17 protein-coding genes are annotated in these 19581 nt (G+C 57.1%); 1 reads left to right on the top strand and 16 read right to left on the bottom strand.

Features of this window, described 5'->3' with window-relative positions; all coding sequences use genetic code 11:
• Positions 1 to 186: 186 nt before the first annotated feature.
• The 4 genes from nusA to B5F54_RS17775 form a co-directional block, all read right to left on the bottom strand.
• A complete protein-coding gene (gene nusA, locus B5F54_RS15300; RefSeq protein ID WP_087235075.1) occupies positions 187 to 1302 on the bottom strand; it encodes a transcription termination factor NusA in 1116 nt (371 codons plus the stop codon).
• Positions 1299 to 1805: a ribosome maturation factor RimP gene (gene rimP, locus B5F54_RS15295; protein WP_237967088.1), complete on the bottom strand. Its 507-nt coding sequence runs from the start codon at positions 1803 to 1805 to the stop codon at positions 1299 to 1301. Before rimP ends, nusA begins: the two co-directional genes overlap by 4 nt.
• 269 nt (positions 1806 to 2074) lie before the next feature.
• The gene (locus tag B5F54_RS15290; RefSeq protein WP_087235073.1) at positions 2075 to 2611 is read right to left on the bottom strand and encodes a stage V sporulation T C-terminal domain-containing protein; all 537 of its coding nucleotides are present in this window, start codon (positions 2609 to 2611) and stop codon (positions 2075 to 2077) included.
• Between the two features lie 91 nt (positions 2612 to 2702).
• Entirely contained in the window at positions 2703 to 2855 is a 153-nt protein-coding gene (locus tag B5F54_RS17775) for a hypothetical protein (RefSeq protein WP_172749768.1), read from the bottom strand.
• Positions 2856 to 3034: 179 nt separating this feature from the next.
• Between B5F54_RS17775 and B5F54_RS15285 the strand changes: the two genes are divergently transcribed.
• Positions 3035 to 3493, top strand: coding sequence for a hypothetical protein (locus tag B5F54_RS15285; RefSeq protein WP_087235072.1), 459 nt, complete (start codon positions 3035 to 3037; stop codon positions 3491 to 3493).
• Positions 3494 to 3651: 158 nt separating this feature from the next.
• On the opposite strand, the gene B5F54_RS15280 is transcribed toward B5F54_RS15285, so the two are convergent.
• The 12 genes from B5F54_RS15280 to B5F54_RS17405 form a co-directional block, all read right to left on the bottom strand.
• Positions 3652 to 6216, bottom strand: a complete 2565-nt coding sequence (locus B5F54_RS15280; protein ID WP_087235071.1) for a hypothetical protein — start codon at positions 6214 to 6216, stop codon at positions 3652 to 3654.
• Between the two features lie 537 nt (positions 6217 to 6753).
• Positions 6754 to 7935, bottom strand: a complete 1182-nt coding sequence (locus tag B5F54_RS15265; protein WP_087235068.1) for an iron-containing alcohol dehydrogenase — start codon at positions 7933 to 7935, stop codon at positions 6754 to 6756.
• A gap of 481 nt (positions 7936 to 8416) precedes the next feature.
• Positions 8417 to 11119, bottom strand: coding sequence for a TasA family protein (locus tag B5F54_RS15260; RefSeq protein ID WP_087235067.1), 2703 nt, complete (start codon positions 11117 to 11119; stop codon positions 8417 to 8419).
• A gap of 583 nt (positions 11120 to 11702) precedes the next feature.
• A complete protein-coding gene (locus tag B5F54_RS15255) occupies positions 11703 to 12296 on the bottom strand; it encodes an Rnf-Nqr domain containing protein (RefSeq protein ID WP_087235066.1) in 594 nt (197 codons plus the stop codon).
• Positions 12293 to 12961 carry an Rnf-Nqr domain containing protein gene (locus B5F54_RS15250; protein WP_172749767.1) on the bottom strand — a complete coding sequence of 223 codons (669 nt, stop codon included), beginning with the start codon at positions 12959 to 12961 and terminating at the stop codon, positions 12293 to 12295. Before B5F54_RS15250 ends, B5F54_RS15255 begins: the two co-directional genes overlap by 4 nt.
• The gene (locus B5F54_RS15245) at positions 12951 to 13922 is read right to left on the bottom strand and encodes an RnfABCDGE type electron transport complex subunit D (protein WP_087235064.1); all 972 of its coding nucleotides are present in this window, start codon (positions 13920 to 13922) and stop codon (positions 12951 to 12953) included. Before B5F54_RS15245 ends, B5F54_RS15250 begins: the two co-directional genes overlap by 11 nt.
• Position 13923: 1 nt before the next feature.
• Positions 13924 to 15150 carry a 4Fe-4S dicluster domain-containing protein gene (locus B5F54_RS15240; RefSeq protein ID WP_087235063.1) on the bottom strand — a complete coding sequence of 409 codons (1227 nt, stop codon included), beginning with the start codon at positions 15148 to 15150 and terminating at the stop codon, positions 13924 to 13926.
• On the bottom strand, positions 15147 to 15788 hold the full coding sequence (rpe, locus tag B5F54_RS15235; protein WP_087235062.1) for a ribulose-phosphate 3-epimerase: 642 nt from the start codon (positions 15786 to 15788) through the stop codon (positions 15147 to 15149). Before rpe ends, B5F54_RS15240 begins: the two co-directional genes overlap by 4 nt.
• 485 nt (positions 15789 to 16273) lie before the next feature.
• On the bottom strand, positions 16274 to 16534 hold the full coding sequence (locus B5F54_RS15225) for a hypothetical protein (protein ID WP_087235060.1): 261 nt from the start codon (positions 16532 to 16534) through the stop codon (positions 16274 to 16276).
• A gap of 83 nt (positions 16535 to 16617) precedes the next feature.
• Complete coding sequence (locus B5F54_RS15220; protein WP_087235059.1) at positions 16618 to 16923, bottom strand: hypothetical protein; 306 nt, start codon at positions 16921 to 16923, stop codon at positions 16618 to 16620.
• A 334-nt stretch (positions 16924 to 17257) separates the two neighbouring features.
• Positions 17258 to 18550, bottom strand: coding sequence for a 3D domain-containing protein (locus B5F54_RS15215; RefSeq protein WP_087235058.1), 1293 nt, complete (start codon positions 18548 to 18550; stop codon positions 17258 to 17260).
• 466 nt (positions 18551 to 19016) lie between these two features.
• Positions 19017 to 19250 carry a hypothetical protein gene (locus tag B5F54_RS17405; protein WP_140400398.1) on the bottom strand — a complete coding sequence of 78 codons (234 nt, stop codon included), beginning with the start codon at positions 19248 to 19250 and terminating at the stop codon, positions 19017 to 19019.
• Between the last annotated feature and the right edge of the window lie 331 nt (positions 19251 to 19581).

Genomic DNA, 19581 nt, shown 5'->3' with positions numbered 1-19581 from the left:
TGAATCTATATGAAAACAACCGCGGCTTGGGGAACCCTTCCCCTGCGCTTTTGCACCCGTTGGGTGCAACCGTCCGTTGGACGCGCGGCGCCGTTTCCCTGTTTTCCGCGGGTGCGGCAACCGCACCCTATTCCTATGATACGAACCGGGTGAACCCCCGTCCGGAATTTCCTCCCGTTTGGCCGCTTATTCCTCCGCGGCCTCCGCCGGTTCCTGCTCGGCGGCAGGCTCCTCCTCGGCCTTGGGCTCTGCAGTCTCTTCTTCCCCGTAGAAGCCGCTCTCCGGCTTGATGTCGATCTTCCAGCCGGTCAGCTTTGCCGCCAAGCGCGCGTTCTGGCCCTTGTTGCCGATCGCCAGGGAAAGCTGGCTGTCCGGCACGGTGACGCGGCAGGCATGCGAACCGTCCTCCGCGGTCACGACGGAGAGGACCGTCGCCGGGGAGAGCGCGGAAGCGATAAATTTCGCCGGGTCGTCGCTGTATTCCACAATGTCGATCTTCTCGCCGCCCAGCTCGTTGACGATGCTGGACACGCGGGCGCCACGCGCGCCGATGCACGCGCCGACCGCGTCCACGTCCGCGTTGTGGCTGACGACGGCCAGCTTGGTGCGGGACCCCGCCTCGCGGGATACCGCCTTGATCTCGACGGTGCCGTCGTAGATCTCCGGCACTTCCGTCTCAAACAGGCGCTTGACCAAATCGGGGTGGGTGCGGGAGATCATGGCGCGGGGGCCCTTTTCCGTCTCGCGGACATCCACCACATACACCTTGACATGGTCGCCCTCCTTGAGCTCCTCGCCGCCGACCTGCTCGCTCTTGGGCAGCACCGCCTCGGCCTTGCCGATCCGCAGGGTTGCCGCGCCCGTGCGGGGGTCGATGCGCTCCACCAGGGCGGTCACCAATTCCTGGTGCTTGCTCTGGAACTCCTGCATCATCTGGCCGCGCTCGCCGTCGCGGATGCCCTGGCGGATGATGTTGCGCGCGGTCTGCGCGGCAATGCGTCCAAACTCCTTTGTATTGAGGTGCACGCTGACCGTATCCCCGGCCGTTGCCGTCGGGTCGATCTCACGCGCCTTTTCCAGCAAAATCTCCTTGCCCGGCTCTTCCACATCCTCGACCACCGTCTTGCGCAGATACACCTCGAACACGCCCGTCTCGGGGTCCATATTGATGACGGTGTCCTCGTTGCCGTAGCTGTTTTTGCACGCGGTCACAATGGCCTTTTTGATGCGGTCCACCATAAAGTCCACCGGGATGCCGCGCTCCTTTTCGAGCAGGCTCAACGCCTCAAACACTTCGCTCATTCCTCAATCCCTCCAAAGTCGTCGTCCATCAGCCGCACGCTGGAAGCGTCCTTTCTGGCCACGGAGCGTTCGTCTCCTTCCTCCATCCGCAAAATCATCGTGCTGTCGCGGTAATCCTCCAAGATCCCGGCAATCACGCGCTGCCCGTCCTCGTCCGGGCGGATCAGCTTGACCTGTACCGGTGCGCCCAAGTACGCGGCGAAATGCTCGTCGCGCGTGAGCTCGCGGTTCATTCCCGGAGAGCAGACTTCCAGGCAATAGGACTGTTCCACCGGGTCCAGCTCGTCGAGCGGGCCGTTGATCGCGCGGCTCATCGCCTCGCAGTCCTCGATGCCGATCCCCTCCGGCTTGTCGATAAAAATGCGCAGGAACCAATCCGCGCCCTCTTTGACAAAGCGCACGTCCCAGAGCATCAGGCCCAGGTCCCGCGCAATCGGCTCTGCCAGCCGCCGCACCAGGGCGACCGTATTGCCGCCTTTCTTTTTCGCTGCCAATCGTTTCACCTCATAATGCAAACAAAAGAGTGGGTTGCCCCACTCTTTCATCCTCACATAATATTACCTTGTATAGTGTAGCACAACTGCTGGAAAAATGCAAGGGTACGCGGCGGAGAACTGCGGTTTTTCTGCGGTCCTGCGCTTGTTTTCCACGCATTTTCTGCAAAGCGGCCATCTTGTCGGCCAATCGCCGCCGGTCAAACGGCAGATCCGCCTTCAAAAAGAAGGGTTGCTTCACCGTCTCCCCTTCGAAATTTCCTTCCGCCGCGGGCGTTTTATTCCTCCATCTGCTTTGCGAGGAAGAACGCCGCTGCCTGCACCAATTTTTCATCCGTCTCGCCCGCGGGCTCCTGCGTCTCGCTGGAGAGCAGCACCACGGCGCCGTTGACGTCGCTGGACGCGATGATCGGGTAGAGGATGCAGGCGGTGCGGTCAATCCCCTCCACGGGGCGGATCTCGCTGGCGTCGCCGTTCGAATAGGACATCCGGTTCTGCATATACTCCTCCAATTCCGGCGAGACGCGGCGCTCCAGGTATTCCTTCTTGGAGACGCCTGCCACGGCGATCACGTGGTCGCGGTCGCACATGACCACCGGCCGGTTGGTCACCTTGTTCAGGACCTCTGCATACTGCCCGGCAAACGTGGACATCTCCCCGACCGGGGAATATTTTTTAAAGATAACGCCGCCCTGCGCGTCTGTAAAGATTTCAAGCGCATCGCCTTCGCGGATGCGCAGCGTGCGGCGGATTTCTTTCGGGATGACGACGCGTCCAAGGTCGTCAATTCTTCTTACGATTCCTGTTGCCTTCAAAATTGATTCCCTCCTGATGATCTATATTTGACCTTTCTGTTGAATCTTCGAAAACGGTGTCATGTCCATATTATCCGCAGGAAAGTCCTGACTATGCAGGCTTTGCCTGGGCAAATTTTCGGGCACGGGAATCCATTTGGGAATCCATCCGGGCATAGCGCTTGCTGCCGCATTTTGATTGGCCGCCCATCTTGCTCATTTCCACGGGGACTGAACGCTCCGGGTCGGGCGCCGGTTGATACATATGCCGATAATCCCCCTTATAAAGGCATAGGATTTTATATATTTTAGGCATTTGCCTCTATACAAATCCGAAAAAAGTCGTATAATAAAGGGAAGACTTTTCTTTTTCCCGTGGCTTGCCGCATATGGCCCACTGGAATCTCTGTACAAAAGAAAATTTCATTGATAGGAGGTATACCATTGAAACGAACGATATATGCACGCCTGCTTGCATTGGTGGTCCTGATCTCCCTGTTCTGCACTGGATGTTCCGCGCGCACGCCCGTCACGGCGGAAGAATTTGAAACGCAGGCTTCTGCGGTCGGCTTTACGGTCGAAACGCCCAGCGTCGATCCGGAAACCTATGTCTCCGCCCGCACCGCGTACGACCAGACCATCGATATGCAGATCGACTTCGCCGTCTGTAAAGACCAGGAGACGGCGACAACCACGTACAACGGCCTCAAAGAGTACATCGGGGAGCCGAAAACCGCAGAAAGAACTACAAACGTCGATTCTGCCGCCTACAGCAAATATACGGTGGAAAACGGCGAACTGTATTTTGTGATCGCCCGCATCGAGGATACCGTGCTCTATGGGACTGGCAAGCTGGCCCAGCGGAACAAGATGGACGAGCTGCTCAGCGCGATCCAATATTGATGTACGCCGGTTCGCCTTCCTGCAAAGCAGGATGCAACTTCCTGTAAGAACATAAAGACAAAAAGGAACGGATATGCGCTTCACTTCCGCGCATATCCGTTTTTTTCTGCCTGTCAAACAGCCTTCACGATTCGCTCTTTCCGTTCGCAAAGCCCTCTTTATCCCTTCCGCTGCCGGTGGTTGCGGAGCATCAGGAATATAACTGCGCCCACAACCGCAAGGACCAGGACGCTGCCGGACACAGCCGGCAAAACCCACGGAACGCCGCCGTCCGCCATGTCCTGCGGCGGCGCAATGACCGCGGTCATCAGGTCGCTGGACGCATAGGAGCGCCGCTGCGTGCCGCTCCAATCGGACGACTGGTAGGCCATGAGCACATTCCCGCCGCCGTCCATCGAGGCATCTATTCCATGCAGCGCATTCCCATGGCCGAGGTACGTCTGGGCGGCGCTGCATTTTCCCGTTCCAGGGTGATAAAACGCGCCGTCCAGTCGGAACGCGCCCTCTTCCCCGGCATGCAGCCAATACAGGAATACCAGTTCCCCATTGGTCACGGTTTCAAACGAAGACGTCTGTGCGTCCGGCGCCAGGATCAGCTCCTCCCCCTGCCGTTCGCAGGCGATGGAGCCGTCCTCCCGGCAATAGAACTTCGTTCCCGCCGCTTCAACGCTTTCCGCTGCGTCCGCCTGCCCCAGCGGGACCATCAGCTCCAGCGCCTGCATCCCGGGAGCGCTCGCTTCCGCGACCGCGTCCTCCCTCTGTACCTTCCAGGCCCCCTGCTCATAAACCGCTTCGTAGCGATGGTTTTGCCCTTCGGCAAACAGGAGGTCGCCGGAGTCGTTTGCCAACCAGCCCGCAGTAACGTTCCCGTCCACCACTTCCAGATTGTGCATCCCGCAGTACCCGCCGGTTTCCTCGGTGAGGTTCGTCACATCCTGCATTTGGCCGTCCCGCAGCACCGCCGCATAAAGGTCCATGGAACGCGCATATTCGGAAGAGTTGACCATCCCGGGAAATTCCTGGTTGGCGCTCTGCCAAAGCAGGTACACTTCCCCGTTGACCGTTACGGCGCGCGGGGCAAAATCCGCCGTCCCGTCGTCGTAAACCGGCGTGGGATCGCCCCAGTGGAGGCCGTCGTACAGGGAGTAGACCAACCGGTACCGGTTGATCTCCGTGCGCTCCGTTGCATCCTCCACCCAAAACAACGCAGCCGCCCCATTGTACTTGCCAGAAGTCCCGGAAGAAACCGAGCCGTTGCCCAACGGCACAAGCACCGGGTCCGCATGATCCCCAGCGTTTTCCACCACCGGGTCGCCTTCTTCCGTTGGGAAGGCGGGTGCTGCGTCCGGCCGGAACTGCTGGCTGTCCTCACCAGCGGTGCCGGTCTCGCTCCGGCCGGGGAAACGGTCTACCGGCTGCGGCGGTTCATACGCCGGGCCATCCTCTTCGGAGACCACGGGGTAATACTGCCAATAATATCCCTCCCAGGTGCGTTCAAACCCCAACAGCTTGGCCACCGCGCGCAGATTCCCGCCCAACTGCACAAAGTCCTGTAGGACGTTTTCGCCGTTGGCCAGGTCCGCTTGCATGGTGAAATTTACGCCGCCGGTCAATTCCGCGCCGAGCTTCAATTTGACTTTTCCCGCGAGGACTTCCTGCTCCAATTTTTTCCCCAGGTAGGCGTACGCCGAGCCGGAGCAGGAGACCGCCGGCACCAAATGCAGGGAACCGTCCTCCTGATACGCCCCGGTCAGGCGAATTTGCGGCGTCAGCTCCCCGTCAACCCCCAGGAATAGATAGCTCAGATCCTGCGAGAGCGTGACCGAAGCCGTTACATCCGAGTTGACCAGCTCTAACCGGGCCTGTTCCTCGTCCCACTGGGCGGTTACTTCGCCTTCGACGGCGGCCTTCCCCTGGAACAGCAGCTCTGCCAAGCCGTTGAGCTGGAACGACCCTTTGTACTCGCCGGTCTCCGGATCCCGCGTGAGCGTCACCTCATTGGACAGCAGGTGATCCACTTTGATCGGGAAGGGGAGCGGCTCCAGCTGCCATTCCGCATTCAACAGGACCGGCCCGTAGGCCTCCCCCACAAACGAGGAAAGATCCAGCGGAATGGTAAACGTCTCCGGCAGGGTTTCCAATTCCACGGTCAATGTCTCGGCCAGCTCCCGGACGGCCACGGAAAGCTTTTGACTCTGATAGCCGTCGCAGGAAACCAACACATCCGCGGTCCCGTCCAGGTGCATGTGCGGTTCGCTCTTCGAGGCCTTCCCGGAGGCGTCCGTCTGCGCAGGGCCCAAGGCCCCGCCTGTCACCATCGCGCCCTCCACCGGCTTTCCCGTCGCTTTATCCACAACCGCAACGGTCTGGGTGTGTTCCCCACAGCCCGCCATGACGCATCCGTCGCACAAGCCGGAGGTGTTCCCCAGGGTGGAATTTCCACAGTGCGCACAATGCGGGCGGGGCGGCGTCCAAAGGACGATACTCCATTTGTTCCGGTCATTCGCCCAGCAGTCGTAACACCGCTGGTCTTCCGCCCAATTGCCCTCCCGCGCAAACAGGGGCGCACCGCAAGATGCACACGTCCCCACGGGGGGCTGTACATAATAAGATTCGGGCAAATCGCCCTCCGCGGCCTTGGCAACCGCCGCCCCCGCCCCGATCGGGCCCAAAGCCGCCAAAAGCATCGCCAGGCTCAATAAAAATCCGATCCCTCGTTTCATGAGTTTCCCATTCCTCCTCCATCCTTTTGGGTCCATCCGTGGTTTCAGCATCATTATACCGGCCGTTGGCATGCATAACAAGGAAATCCCTTCGTTTCCCATAAAGTTTGGGAACTCCCTGGTTCTGCGGACTGCATGAAAAAATGTATGAAAAAACGAATCGCGCTTGTTTAAAGGACGCAAAGCTGCATGCAGCAAAAGGCGGAAAAGCAGCAGAGGCCCCGGCAAAACGAGCGGAGCAGGCGCCGCCCGATCTGCAAGGAAAGCCCCTGCCGCTGAAAGAGGAAAACCCGTCCTTGGGGCAGATGAAGGCTAAAAAGCCCTTTTTATTCGGGACCCAAGCAGAAAAACATGGATGAAGCTGGACCGCTTTGATAGAGGGATCTGCCCGGCCTGTATTGAAGCGGGCAAAACCGCAAAATATACGGGCGGAAAGGGGGACAGCCAAAGAAGCAGCAAAGCCATACTTTCAAAAAAGAAGGACGTACGGCTGCAAGCCGTACGTCCTTGGGGATTATTCAGGATAAGGAACGCCTCTTAGAAATCAACTTCCGTTCCATAATAGATGCAGGTGAAGAGCTTCGCCATGGTAGCGGGGTCGATCGGGCGCGGGTTGGAGCCGGTGCAGGCGTCGCCCACAGCGTTCTCCGCGATGGTGTTCAGCTTCTCCTGGAACTCGGACTCGATGATGCCGAAGTCCTTCAGCGTGTTGGGGATGCCCATGGTGTCGTTCATGGAGCGGATCTTGGCGCGGAGGCCTTCGACCAGCTCAGCCGTGGTATCGCCGGTCACGCCCATGGTGCGGGCGATGTCGGCATAGCGCTCCGCAACGCCGTCTGCCTTGGCGTTGTAGGCGATGACATAGGGCAGATACATCGCATTCGCCAGGCCGTGGATGATGTGGCCGGTGGAGAACGCAGCGCCGGTCTTGTGCGCCATGGAGTGGACAATTCCCAGCAGGGCGTTCGAGAACGCCATACCCGCCAAGCACTGGCCATAGTGCATCTCTTCACGGCAAGCCATGTCGCCGTTGAAGGACTTAATGAGATCGCTGTTCACAATATCGATCGCCTTCAGAGCCAGCGGATCGGTGAACACGGTGTGCAAGGTGGACACATAGGCCTCAATCGCGTGGGTCAGTGCGTCCATACCGGTGTGAGCCACCAGCTTGGGAGGCATGGTCTCGGCCAGGGCCGGATCGATGATGGCCACGTCCGGGGTGATGTTGAAGTCTGCCAACGGGTACTTGATGCCCTTTTTATAATCGGTGATGACGGAGAAGGCGGTCACTTCCGTAGCGGTGCCGGAGGTGGAGGGGATGGCGCAGAACTTGGCCTTCTGGCGCAGCTCCGGGAAATTGAAGGGGGTAATGAGATCCTCGAACGTGGTCTCGGGATACTCATAGAACGCCCACATCGCCTTGGCTGCGTCGATGGGGGAACCGCCGCCCATGGAGATGATCCAATCGGGCTCGAACTCGCGCATTACGGCGGCGCCGTTCATGACGGTCTCCACGGAGGGATCGGGCTCCACGTTCTCGATGAGCTTGGTCTCAATGCCGGCTTCCTTCAGATAAGCCAGGGCCTTGTCCACAAAGCCAAAGCGCTTCATGGAGCCGCCGCCCAAAACGAGGACAGCCTTCTTTCCTTTCAGGTTCTTGAGGTTTTCCAGCGCATTGGCGCCGTAATAAATATCGCGGGGAAGGGTAAATCTGGACATGACAAATACCTCCAAATATGTAGAATCAAATCGATATTGATAAATCTTTAACAATTTATCAATATATTATTATACACTTTGACGATAAAATGTCAATATATTTTCGGGAATTTTGATAAAACAAAGCAGATTTACAGGCCGTTTATAAGTGCGGGAACACCGTTGGGAAGTAACGTTGCAAAGGGAAGTGCCGGATTCCGTCAACACAACCCCAACACCACCCCATCTGTTCAATTTCCAACGCGGGTTTCCGCTTTGGAAACACGTTTTCTCAAAAATTCTAGAAACGCAGGACGTCCTGCGCTGCTTTACGATGCAAACCCACAGCAAGGATACACACGCGAATGGTGACGCAGGGCTTCCAATCCATGAACGTATGGCTCGTTTCATCTGCAAGTGGCGCAGCACCACACAAAAGCTCCGGCGGGAATTCCCGCCGGGGCTTTTCGTCCTACTTCTTTAACTTTCGCTCACAGAAAGATTATGCAACTTCCCATGCCAGCTTCGGATAAGAACCGCTCTCACAAACCCACGCGCTATTGTCCTGGATTCCTGTCAAGGTCCCGCTCTGAAGCTGAGCCGCCGTTTTGTTAACGCCCTTGTTTACATTTGCGGTTGTATAATTCGACTCGTAATAGACGTTTGTCGCAATCGGATTCGCTCCTGCTGCTGCGTCAATGGCGCCAATGCAGCGGTGGGCAATCATATATCTGTTGGACCAGACGCTACCAGTCGATCTGGAATAACAGTTCTGCACGGTTCCTGCATTATAGCCAATAAAGCCACCAACACCGTTATAGCCTGCAACGTCTTCGCTCGTATTATTATAGCAGTTCACAATCGTTGCGCCACGCTGGTTGCTGCCAACCAGTCCGCCAACATACTGCACTGGGACATTCAATTCATTACTAGGAGCAAGCGAGGTATAATCTGTATTTACACCGCCGGTTGAATAGCATCCTTCAATCGTACCAAAGTTAATGCCAACCAAGCCGCCGATATTAATATACCCTACTGCTTCAACGGAGGAAGAGCAATTGCGAACCGTTCCTTGGTTCTCACCCGTAATGCCGCCTACACGGTTGCCAATTGTCTGTGCGGTGGATTCGCCTACGCCTTCTACCTTTCCTCCATCTACAAGATGGCAATTTTGGATAAGGCCCTTGTTGAGTCCGGCAACTACGCCCACGGTATCATTGCCAAACGAATAGGGGGTTTCAAAGTTCAGGTTTTCGACGACACCGGTTGTACCAATGCTGGCAAACAAGCCTACTCCGCTTCCCGCCGGATACACGAATTCATTGTTTGCATGGAAATCGCTAATGGTATAGCCAGCGCCATTAAAGTTCCCGATAAACTCTGTCACCGTAGAACCGTCACGGCCCAAAGGATTCCAGTCTTCATACTTTGTTGTGCTGATGGAAAAGTTGTTTCCGACCTCAAAGTAATACGGCTTATCCATATACTTTCTTACAGCATTAAGTTGGTCATCATTGGTAATCAGGAACGGATGCTCCTGCGATCCATCGCCACCGGCAAAATCCGGATTGGTCGGCTCAGACGTCCTTTTCACCTGGAACATAACATATTCCACGCGGGTATCGCTCATATCGCCTGTGGAGTTTTCCATATCGAAATCGTCCGGATAGGTGATGGTCGTGGTTGCATCCGGCGCAGCAAACTCGTATCCAGAGGGGAGATTGTTTGCCACCACCGGCGTGGTCGTCGCATAGGTGTACTGCTGCCCATCCGTTGCGGCCACCGTATCGCGGTAGCTGCCAACCAGCGCCTGGTCATAATACTGGATGATGACATATGCGTTCGACTTGCGCACATTGAAGGTGACCTCTGTGGGCATTGCGTTGCCCTCTGCGTCAACCGTCACATCAATTGACTGGGTGTCCGGATCGAACACATAGCCTGCCTCCGGGATTGCCGGGACGTCAATCCTGGTTTTTCCTGCCGCTCTGCTTCTCCCAGACTGGTCGGGAGCATTTTCCGCAGCGATGTAGTACTCGCCGGGAGCTGCCAGGGAGACTGTCTGCGTTGTCGTGAGCATGACGTCGTCCGCTGTGTCGTCCGTATCGAGCGTGTTGTTATACCGCACGGTGATGACCGCATCTTCCACGTCCTCGCGCACCACGGTAAAGACAACCGTCGCCGGGGTTGCGGCGCCCGTCTCGTTGTCAACCGTCACCGCGGTGGACTGGCCCGCCGCATCCGGGCTGTACACATAGCCTTCCGGCGCAGGATACATGGTTGCCGAAACCGTTGTGCTGCTTTCAAACGTCGCCTTCTTGCTATCCACCAGCGCGCCGTCCGCTGTGTTTTTGCGCCATTCGATGGTCACGTTGTCCTCAAAGCGGTCCGGATCGTCCGGGTCCTCCGAGCTGGAACCGCCCTCGTCCGGATTTCCGGCCGCAGTGTCGTCCATCTGGTACGCATTCAGCACCAGATTGCCATGGTAATGCTGGCCCTGGTATGCGTTGCCGACCGTCTCCGGCAGATAGCCCGCGATCACATATTGCGCTGTGCCGTTCGCCGGGATCATCGCCGTCATGTATGTACTGTTGGCTTCCTCCGCCGTGTTCTCAGACGCCACGCCGTCCGGGTTCGCCTTAGCCTCGTCATACGCCGTGTTCAGGTTGACGCCTTTCACCAGCGTCCAGTCCTCGCCAACGAGCTTGTAGACGAATACCTTCAGCACCGGCGCCAGGCGGTTCGCGCAGTCCTGCTTGCTGCCGTCCTGGGTGATGGTGATGTTGTCCTTCGTCAGGATCGGCTCGCCATCCGCACAGCCATTGCCCGCTTCCAGGGAAAGCTTCACCTTTGTTGGCAGTGTGCCTTCGTTCGTGATCTCCACCGGCTTGAAGTACGCCGGGACCGGTTCATAGTGGCTGTCCTTCAGTCCGGTCGTGCCGCCCTGTGTTACGTCGTTGTTCCATTCGTTTTTGTCCAGTTCCTTGTAGAAGTTCTCGTACAGCATCGGGCGCAGGTTCTTAAAATCGAGGGCCGTCTTCCCCTCTTCGCCCGGTTTCACGCTGACATCCAGGATGCCCGCCGTGAAGTTCGTATCGACCTTCTCCGTGTCTGTGAACCACGCCATCGTGCCGCCCACCAACAGGCACAGCACCAACAGCAGGGACACGCCAGACAAAATGACTCTGCTCTTTTTTGCCTTCATGTCTTTTCCTCCATTCTATTTTTACATCCTCAATAGCCGCCCTTTGCGGCCGTACAAAATAAGGAATATAGGCATTCCTTATTTGTTGTATTATTATACCATTTTATGGTTCTGCTTTATTTCTATATTTAAAATTTGGTTATTTATATCCTATATAATTTATCCATAAATATTATTATATTTTGGTGAATCATGCATTATTCGCCCCGATTTATGATTCATTTTTCTATTTAATATATTATAAGCTGTTAATTACACGTTTGTATTCCTAAAAAATTTAGGAACAGGCAAAATTTATATTCCAGGTCATGTTTACACGCTGCATTTCATGAAAATCTAATTTATCATACTCAGAAAATTGTAGTCAGCTTTCCAAAATAAAAGATGTGCCGTAGAAAAATCCACGGCACACCGAATCAATCGAACCAATAGAAATCATTCGATACTTGTCAACCTTTTCCACTTTTACAGTAAATCGCACGGGCGATGTAGACGTAATTGCCTCCTGGGTCGCAGCATCCAGCAAAACGCCGTCTTTTTAAGATTGCTTCTTAAGCTATGGCGGCCCTCGCCGTGCGCCCTCTCAGCCGAACAGCCGTCCTCCCGTCACGCCCACAAAGACCATGGAGAGAATCCCCACATAAATCAAAACGGAGGGCAAGCCGCGGAACGCTTTCGGCATATATTCGTTGCGGTAACGTGCCAACGCCTCAGAAAGCACGAGTGCAGCCAAAAAGAACGCTACGCCTGTCCCAATCGCGAATCCTGCCGCCTCATGTGGGCGCATAGCAAAACTGCGCTGCATATACGGCATCGACAGCACGATGCAGTTGATCGCAGCAGGCGAAAGGATCGCCCCAACCTTGCCGTAAATTTTCGGTAAAAAAGTCTTTAAGACAAAAGCCACCAGGAGATAGGCCAGCGCCGCACAGAACGCATAAACCGCCGGGCGCATAAACAGCAGGGTGCTGTTTGATAACAGCACCGGCCCCAAATAGCAGGCCGTCAACGCTGAGGCCAGGGAAAAAAGCCCAACAAAACAGCTATAAAGCGCAATGGTTTTTGGCTTGCGCGCAGCGCGCAGCACACGGCTGAAGCCAATCCCCCCAGTAAAGATCACATTCTCCGCCGCAACCGCCAACAGCGCGGCCAAGCAGAGCTCCATAAACATATTCATCCGCGCGGCACCCGCCTTTCCGCCTTTTTATCCCGCCGGTTGTCCGCCCACTTTGTAAAGGCGGCTGCAAACCCCAGCAAGATAAACCCAAAGAACGGCAAGGCTGTGCCCTTATCTGCCGCAATGTAAGTCCCGGTATTGCTGTTCCAGACACTGCCACGCTGAAGGAATTCCCGCAAACAGGCAAACCCGCATAAAACCAGGGAATATCCGATCATGCAGCCAAAGACATCCGCCAGTACAGCGCGCGCCAGATGATACGGCGCATAGTCGTTGCAGCGGGACAGCAGCATCGAATTGCAGATGGTCAACCCCGCGTATATCCCCAACGAATGCAGGGACCCCGGGAACAACTGGTTCAAGCACCAGGCTGCCGGCAAGTAGAACACGGCGTTCACGGCAAGCACAGCGCCAGGTCGCAGCCAATTGGGGATCAAGCCACCGAGGAAGCAGCAGACCAGGCCGGTCGGAAGGGTAATTAAAAACAGCAGGATCGAGAGTTCGACGGCCATGCGCAGGTTATAACCCGCCGCCACCACCGGATACAGGCCCAGCGCGCCGATCAATACAGGATTTTTAAAGAACAGGCCGTTTGTAAAGACCGTCCGGGTTTCCCGCAGGGTGGAACGTCCGGATGGACGCGTTTGTTCGGTTTTAGCTTTCAACGATCTTCCCTCCCCATACGCGCACCGCGCCGGCCGCCCGGTCCAAGAGCGGGGCAATCGCATTGGACGCCAATATTGCAAAGCACGCCCCCTGTTCATATGCACCAAAATGGCGGAACGCCATCACCAAGGCGCCGCAAAAGGCGCCGTAAATGCTCCGCGCCACCGCGGTGCGGGGGGCGGTCACCGGGTCCGTCACCATAAAAATTGCGCAGAAAAACAGGGAACCGGACATCAGCTCGTATTTGACGGACGTCAGCGGGCTGCAAGCGATGCGCGGGCACAGCGCCGCCCACAGCGCTGCCGCAAGCAAAAAGAATACCGGCGCTTCCCAATTGGCAATCCGCCGGAAAACCAGGAACAGGCCGCATGCGCCGATCACCAGCATGGCGGTCGTCCCCATGGGCCCCACAAAGCGGCCCCAAAGCATCTCCAACGGCACGATGTCGGGCTTGAGGCCCTCCTTCAGGACCCCAGCCGGCGAGCGCACTTCCATATAGGTACAATCCCCGAACACCGGCAGCACCCATCCAATGGTGGAATTCACATAGGAAAACATGCGCTCCGGCCAACAGATGGTGACAAACGCCACCCCCGCCGCAGCCGGGTTAAACGGCGTGCAGCCCGTCCCCCCGAACGGCGCGCGCACGACCAAAACCGCAAACAATGCCGCCACCGCAGGCATCCAAAAGGGCGCGTTCACCGGCATCAACAGGGCAATGACCAAGCCGGTAACCAATAGGGACGGGTCCGAATGGATGGTGCGGCGGCGGACCAGGCAGACCGCGACCTCCGCCAGGCAGCAGAGGGCCACCGTCACAAAGGCCATCGCCAGCGGCCGCCATCCATAATAGACCGTTGGGAGCACCAACAGCGTACACAGGGCGAGCGTCACGTTCCACATCAGGGACGGGACGCTGCGTTCTTTTCTTAAACAGGGCGTTTCCTGCAACGAAGGCATCTCATTCGCCCCCTTTCTTGAATTCCGCCGCGCGGAGCATCTGCGCGACCAAGTCGATGCCGGAGGGACACGCCAGGCTGCACGCAGCGCAGGCGATGCAGTGCTGGACGTTTACCATGCGCAGGGGATCGGGGTTTTCCCGGGAAAGCTGGTCGCATACCTCCCAAGGGCGGATCCCCCGGGGGCAGGCGCGCACGCAGCTTCCACAGCCGATGCAGGGATAGGTTCTCCAGCGGGGCTGGCGCTGCAAGGCGATCAGGCAGCGCGTGTCCAGCGTCACAGGGGCGTCCAGGTCGGGCGCCCGCTTTCCCGTGATGGAGGAACCGACAAAACAGGCGCCAGGCGTCCCCTCCACACCGCAAAAGGCGAGAAGCTCCCGCAGCGGGGTCCCGACCGGCACACGCAGGTTATATGGGTGCGGGACCGCGTCCCCCGCCACCGTGACCACGGTTTCGGTCTGCGGCGTCCCATTCTCCAAAAACGACGCCAAGGCGGCGCAGGCCTGTACGCCGATGAATCCCGTTGTGTTTCCCTTGGCATATAAGCCCCGCTTGAGCAGTGCGCGCGCCGGATAGCGCTCCCCTGCCGGCATTGGTTCTACCGCAGGGCAGGCCTCGTGAACCCGCTTCATCTCCTTGCGGGAGCTGGCGGTGACCCGGCACTCCGCCGCGCCGCAGGCCCTTGCCGCGGCAGCCAACCCGTCGGCCACCTTCTGCGGCTGTTCCCGCAGGACGGCCACCGCGGATGCGACATAGGGGTCGTCGTCAATCGCATTGGCAAGCAACAGGTTTACACCGCGCCTGCGGAACCGCTTCAGCTTTTTGTACAGCGGAAGGCCATCAAATTCATCGATAATCCCGGCGGATGCCGCGGCCGAAATTACTTCTTCCTGCTGCCCCTGGGCGGGCGGCTTTTGTTCCGGCCCTTCATACGCCCAGTCCGGCACCAAAAGGGCGCAGGGGACCGTCCCCTGCAGGGGAAGCGGGAGCTCACGGATCTCCTTGATCCGCCCTGCAGCCGGGGCATGGGCTGGCACGGAACGCTGCGGGGAGGAGAGCGGGGCGCCTTTGTCCACCCAATCCCCGGGCTCTACCAGGCGTTCGGAAAGCACCGTACATCCCACCAAAGGGATCCACAGCTCCGCTGGCTTTGGGAGCTCCTGAATCCCCTGTTTGAGCGGTTCTTCTCGGTGCGGCTCCAGATGGACGCCGCGCGGCAGTAGCGTCAAAGGACCACCCCTTTCCCTTCCCGGAGCGTTGCAATGGCCTTTGCAGCGTCCGGCGCGTGGAACACGCTTGTCCCCGCCACGCAGACGTCCACCCCTGCTTCCTTCGCGGCAACCGCCGTCTGGGGATTGATCCCCCCGTCCACTTCCACAAATGCGCCATGAGCCTTGAGGGTGCGCACCTTGTCCATCATGGGCGCCATAAACGACTGCCCGCCAAAGCCGGGCTCCACCGTCATGACCAAAACCATGTCGAGGTCGTCCAAAAACGGCAGCACCGCCTCCACCGGGGTCTTGGGCTTCAGGGCCACGGCGGGCTTTGCGCCCCCCGCGCGGATCGCCCGGATCGTCTCATGCACACTGCTCTCCGCCTCCAAGTGAAAGGAAATGATATCCGCGCCCGCCTTTAAAAAGTCATCCACATAGCGGAGCGGCTCGCTGATCATCAGATGGACGTCAAACGGCAGCTTCGTATAGGGCCGGATCGCCCCCACAATGGGCGCTCCGAAGGTCAGGTTCGGCACAAAATGGGCATCCATCACATCCAGATGGATCCAATCCGCGCCCGCACGTTCCATCCGCGCGGTCTCCTCCCCCAGTGTGGAAAAGTCCGAGGACAACATCGATGGTGCAATCAGCATGACCGCAGCCTCCTTTTTTCAATTCCATGGCCGCCTTGCGGCTCCGGTTGTCTTTTTCTCCATTTTAGCCGAAAACGGTCTTTTTTTCAACCAATCGCGTACACACAAGCGAATCCGGGCAAAAAGGATTCGGATTCTTCTGAAAAATGAACCCTCTCCCTGTAGTCCCCTTGCCAAAACGCCTTGCATTCATTCGGTGCGGCCCCCGCCTTTTCCCGGAAATGCCAAATGTGCGCAGGGCAAAAGCCCTGCGCACATTTGCCGCCGCGAGCGAACAGACGCCAAGATCCCGGGGCCAGCTGGACGCCCGGGCCTTGGCCGGGCCCGGGCAATCTATCTGAAGCGGTGGAAAATATATTTGCCCCGCACCCTCATAGTATGCGCCCCGGCCCAAAATGGATTGCAATTTTCCGAGAAATTGCTTTGCTTCCGATCGAGCGTTAAGCTTCACAACCTCAGCCTTTTCTTTGGCATGGCTGCCAACCTCACTGCCCGCCGCTTTTCTTCCGTTCCCGGTAATACGCCATGCACAGCAGCACTAAGGCAACCGCCATCACCCCGCGGAACGCCCAGCCCAGCGCGCCGGCAAACAGATCCTGCTGCAAAATAGCCCCTGCGAGCCACCAGCCGCCCATCACCAGGAATAATGCACCGGCGAAGTAGAAAATCTTATTCATCTTCCCAAACCGGAAGAACAACAGCAGGGCGGCGGCAAACCACATGGCCGCATATACGTAATCCAACAAACCCCACAACCCTTCCTACCGGACCTTTGGGTCCGCATGATTTGCCATCCAGTATACGCCCTGCCAAAAGCTCTGTCAACCGGTCAGCTAGCGCGTTTGAGCGGCCCAGCCCCCACCGGCGCGCGGTGCAGGGCTCGCATCCTCCTTTGCCGGCGCAGGCGGCAGGCATACTCCCTGCGCACCCGCAGCGTGCAGCAGACCGCCATGGCAACCCCCAGCCCCACCTGTACAGCGGTAAAAAGTCCGTTACCCTGCCCCGCAAGCAGGGCAACCAGCCCCATGACCGCCATCATGCCGCACAGCATTTGATTTTCCAATATCCGCGGCTGGTATTTCACAAACAGCGCGCACGCGCCGGTTATTAACAGAATCCCCATACATGCTAACATCTTATCCCCTCCTGTAAAACGCTCATATGTTCTATTGCAAAGTTATAATAACACATATGTTCTATAAATACAAGGGCCTCCGCCAAAAAATTCGAACATAAGAACGATCCATTGCGTTCCTCCCCTTCTCTTTAGACACCCCAGCCCCCCAAAAAGACAAAACAAAAAGCGCCCACGTAGGGCGCTCCTTGAAATTCCTTATTCAATTGCCATACCCGGATGCATGGCTGTTTCCTCCGTTTGGGTAGGCGAAGCCGACTCCCCGCGGCAAATGCCGCGCAGAGGGATTTCCGGCCTCTTTTTGCCTATAACAGGGTTTCCCTTTGGGGAAACCTTACTCAAGGATATAGAGGTTCATATTCCGCACACCGAAGTTGATGCACTCATTGTACGTATCATAGTACAAGTCCGCTACAATCCGGCCGCTCTTTACGCCGCCGCCGGTATCCGCAGCGATCGCATAACCATAGACGGTCTTGCCGTCCGGGGATGCAATATACATTCTCGTTCCATACGGGATGATCTTCGGGTTGACCGCCACAAGGCCGACCGCCGCGGGCTTCCCGGTGGACGTATATCCACCGCCCGTATAGGCCGAACTGCGCCCGGATACCACCTTGGAATACTTAATGGTATTGCCGTTGTGATCCGTGAGCGTGCCGTCCCCATTGACGATTGCAATGCCGTTCTTCGGCTTTGCACCGACCGTGACCACCCGCGTGACAGGCTCCTTGAGCACAGTTGTGTTCAGAACCGTCTCCTCCACGAGCTGGCCGTCGATAAACTTCTGGCGCTTCTCAACAGACTGGCTTCCGACCTGGCCTTCTACTTCCACAATCGTCTTGCCCTTGTCAAGATTCGCATCCTTGTTTGTTGTCGTCTCATAAGGAATCTCTTCCGTCACCGTGACGTCCTGATAGGTTACGCGAGAGACGACGATCTGCATACCGTCGCATACGCGCTCATCCAGGTCTACACTGACGAGGTCGTCGGAACCAAGGGGGATCCCCTGGTCCTCCAGGGTCTGTGCCACCGTATTGGAGGGGGCCAAGAGCTCTCTCGTTTCCCCATCCGCTGTGATGGACACCTCATATCTGCGGGTGACCGTAATTTCCGTGTCATCCGTCACTTTCTCGTTCTTCGCAGGCTCCACCACATCGTTCACGCCAAGGGTCACGCCTGCCTTCTCCAAAACATCTTCCACGTCCTCACCGTAATAAGCAAGCATAGTGTGGCCGGCGCCGTCCGCCAAAACCGTTGCGTCATACGCGCTCTTCACGGTCAGGTTGATCGCCGTCTCGTCCTCCGAACGGGAGATGTCGTCCATCGGCCCAACTTCGATTTCCGGATATTGGGCTTTTGCCTGATTCAGGATGTCCTGCGTCCCGCCGCTGGTTGTTTGCAGCGTGTAGATCTCCCCATTGTACGTAAGATTGACGTCGCGCGTGGCGGCCATAACCGTGATAACAGAACTCACTGTAATCACGACCATCACCAGCAGGGCGGTCAACCGTTTCAACGGGGTTTTGCACAGGAAGCGCTTTGCGTTCTCCACAAATTGCTTCGCATTCTGATTGAACATTGTTTCACCTTTTTCCTTTTCTGCGGCAATTTCGGTTCGTGCCATCACCCTCCCCCAGCCATCCTGTTTGGCAGGGAAAAGAGCCTACGACAAAGTAAATCAATTACTACATGCGGGAAAAAATCTTCCCGCTCGCCGCTTCATGGTTATTGGGGTTGTCAATGCACGTATTATATTCATCCAATCGCCCATTGTCAAATTTGGAAAAAGCGCGATTTTGAGCATTATGAACAAGTCGAAAATCAGAATTGTCCACCGTTTTCCGGAGAAGCTTCCGTTTTCGACCGGATTTCCCCGTTGCTTAGGAAGATTTTGACCGTGTTTTCTGTGCAGAATGTAAAAACTTTCGGTTACAAACTTGTTACAAAGGTTTCAAGCCTGTATTTTATGCCAGGGGACGGGAAAAAAGCGCGGCAAAAATGCGGGGAGACAAGCCCAAAAACGGCTTGTCCTCTGGCTTTCCGGGCGGATTGGCCTTGGGGGACATTGTATGTCTTTGGCAGTTCTCCCGTCAATGATTTCCATTTTGCAGGTTTGGCATTTCTTCTTCGCGCAAGAGAAAGGCGGACGGCAATTTTCCACACTTCTCAACCGCTTTTCCACCGGATTCCCACGAGTTTTCCCTCTCTTCCACAGGGAGAGCCTTGTTTCTGTGGATTTTCCTCGGACCGGACAACTGTCTTTTTCCTCCTACTGTATATTGGGGTTTGAAGCGGGTTTTTGAAAGGTTTTCCACTATTTCCACACAGTTTTCCACCGTTGAAAGGGAAAACTCTGTGGAAAGCCGGTCGAATTGGGGCGCCGCCCACGCTCAAAAACACCGTTTTCCACAGGCACACAGCGGGCACACAGTGCCTCTCGCGGACCTCCGGTCAGGACGCGCCTACGGCGGGCACACAGTGCCTTTCGCGCCTACGGCGGGGGCCACGGCAGCAAACGGCAACGATTGTATCCTCCGCTCCACGGGGGAAAGCCCTACAGAAGCAGATGGGAAGCCTTATTGCCCACCCACAGGGAGCACTCCACAAAGGCCAGGCACACAGTGCCTCTCGCGGACCTCCGGTCAGGACGCGCCT

This window comes from Anaeromassilibacillus sp. An250 (assembly GCF_002159845.1).
In the GTDB taxonomy this organism is placed as follows: domain Bacteria; phylum Bacillota; class Clostridia; order Oscillospirales; family Acutalibacteraceae; genus Anaeromassilibacillus; species Anaeromassilibacillus stercoravium.
This window is presented reverse-complemented; position numbering and strand designations above follow the sequence as displayed.

Coding starts and splice junctions, on each gene's coding strand:
- nusA (WP_087235075.1), bottom strand. CDS start 1,302: ATGAGCGAAGTGTTTGAGGCGTTGAGCCTGCTCGAAAAGGAGCGCGGC.
- B5F54_RS17775 (WP_172749768.1), bottom strand. CDS start 2,855: ATGTATCAACCGGCGCCCGACCCGGAGCGTTCAGTCCCCGTGGAAATG.
- B5F54_RS15280 (WP_087235071.1), bottom strand. CDS start 6,216: ATGAAACGAGGGATCGGATTTTTATTGAGCCTGGCGATGCTTTTGGCG.
- B5F54_RS15265 (WP_087235068.1), bottom strand. CDS start 7,935: ATGTCCAGATTTACCCTTCCCCGCGATATTTATTACGGCGCCAATGCG.
- B5F54_RS15260 (WP_087235067.1), bottom strand. CDS start 11,119: ATGAAGGCAAAAAAGAGCAGAGTCATTTTGTCTGGCGTGTCCCTGCTG.
- B5F54_RS15255 (WP_087235066.1), bottom strand. CDS start 12,296: ATGAATATGTTTATGGAGCTCTGCTTGGCCGCGCTGTTGGCGGTTGCG.
- B5F54_RS15245 (WP_087235064.1), bottom strand. CDS start 13,922: ATGCCTTCGTTGCAGGAAACGCCCTGTTTAAGAAAAGAACGCAGCGTC.
- rpe (WP_087235062.1), bottom strand. CDS start 15,788: ATGCTGATTGCACCATCGATGTTGTCCTCGGACTTTTCCACACTGGGG.
- B5F54_RS15220 (WP_087235059.1), bottom strand. CDS start 16,923: ATGTTAGCATGTATGGGGATTCTGTTAATAACCGGCGCGTGCGCGCTG.
- B5F54_RS15215 (WP_087235058.1), bottom strand. CDS start 18,550: ATGGCACGAACCGAAATTGCCGCAGAAAAGGAAAAAGGTGAAACAATG.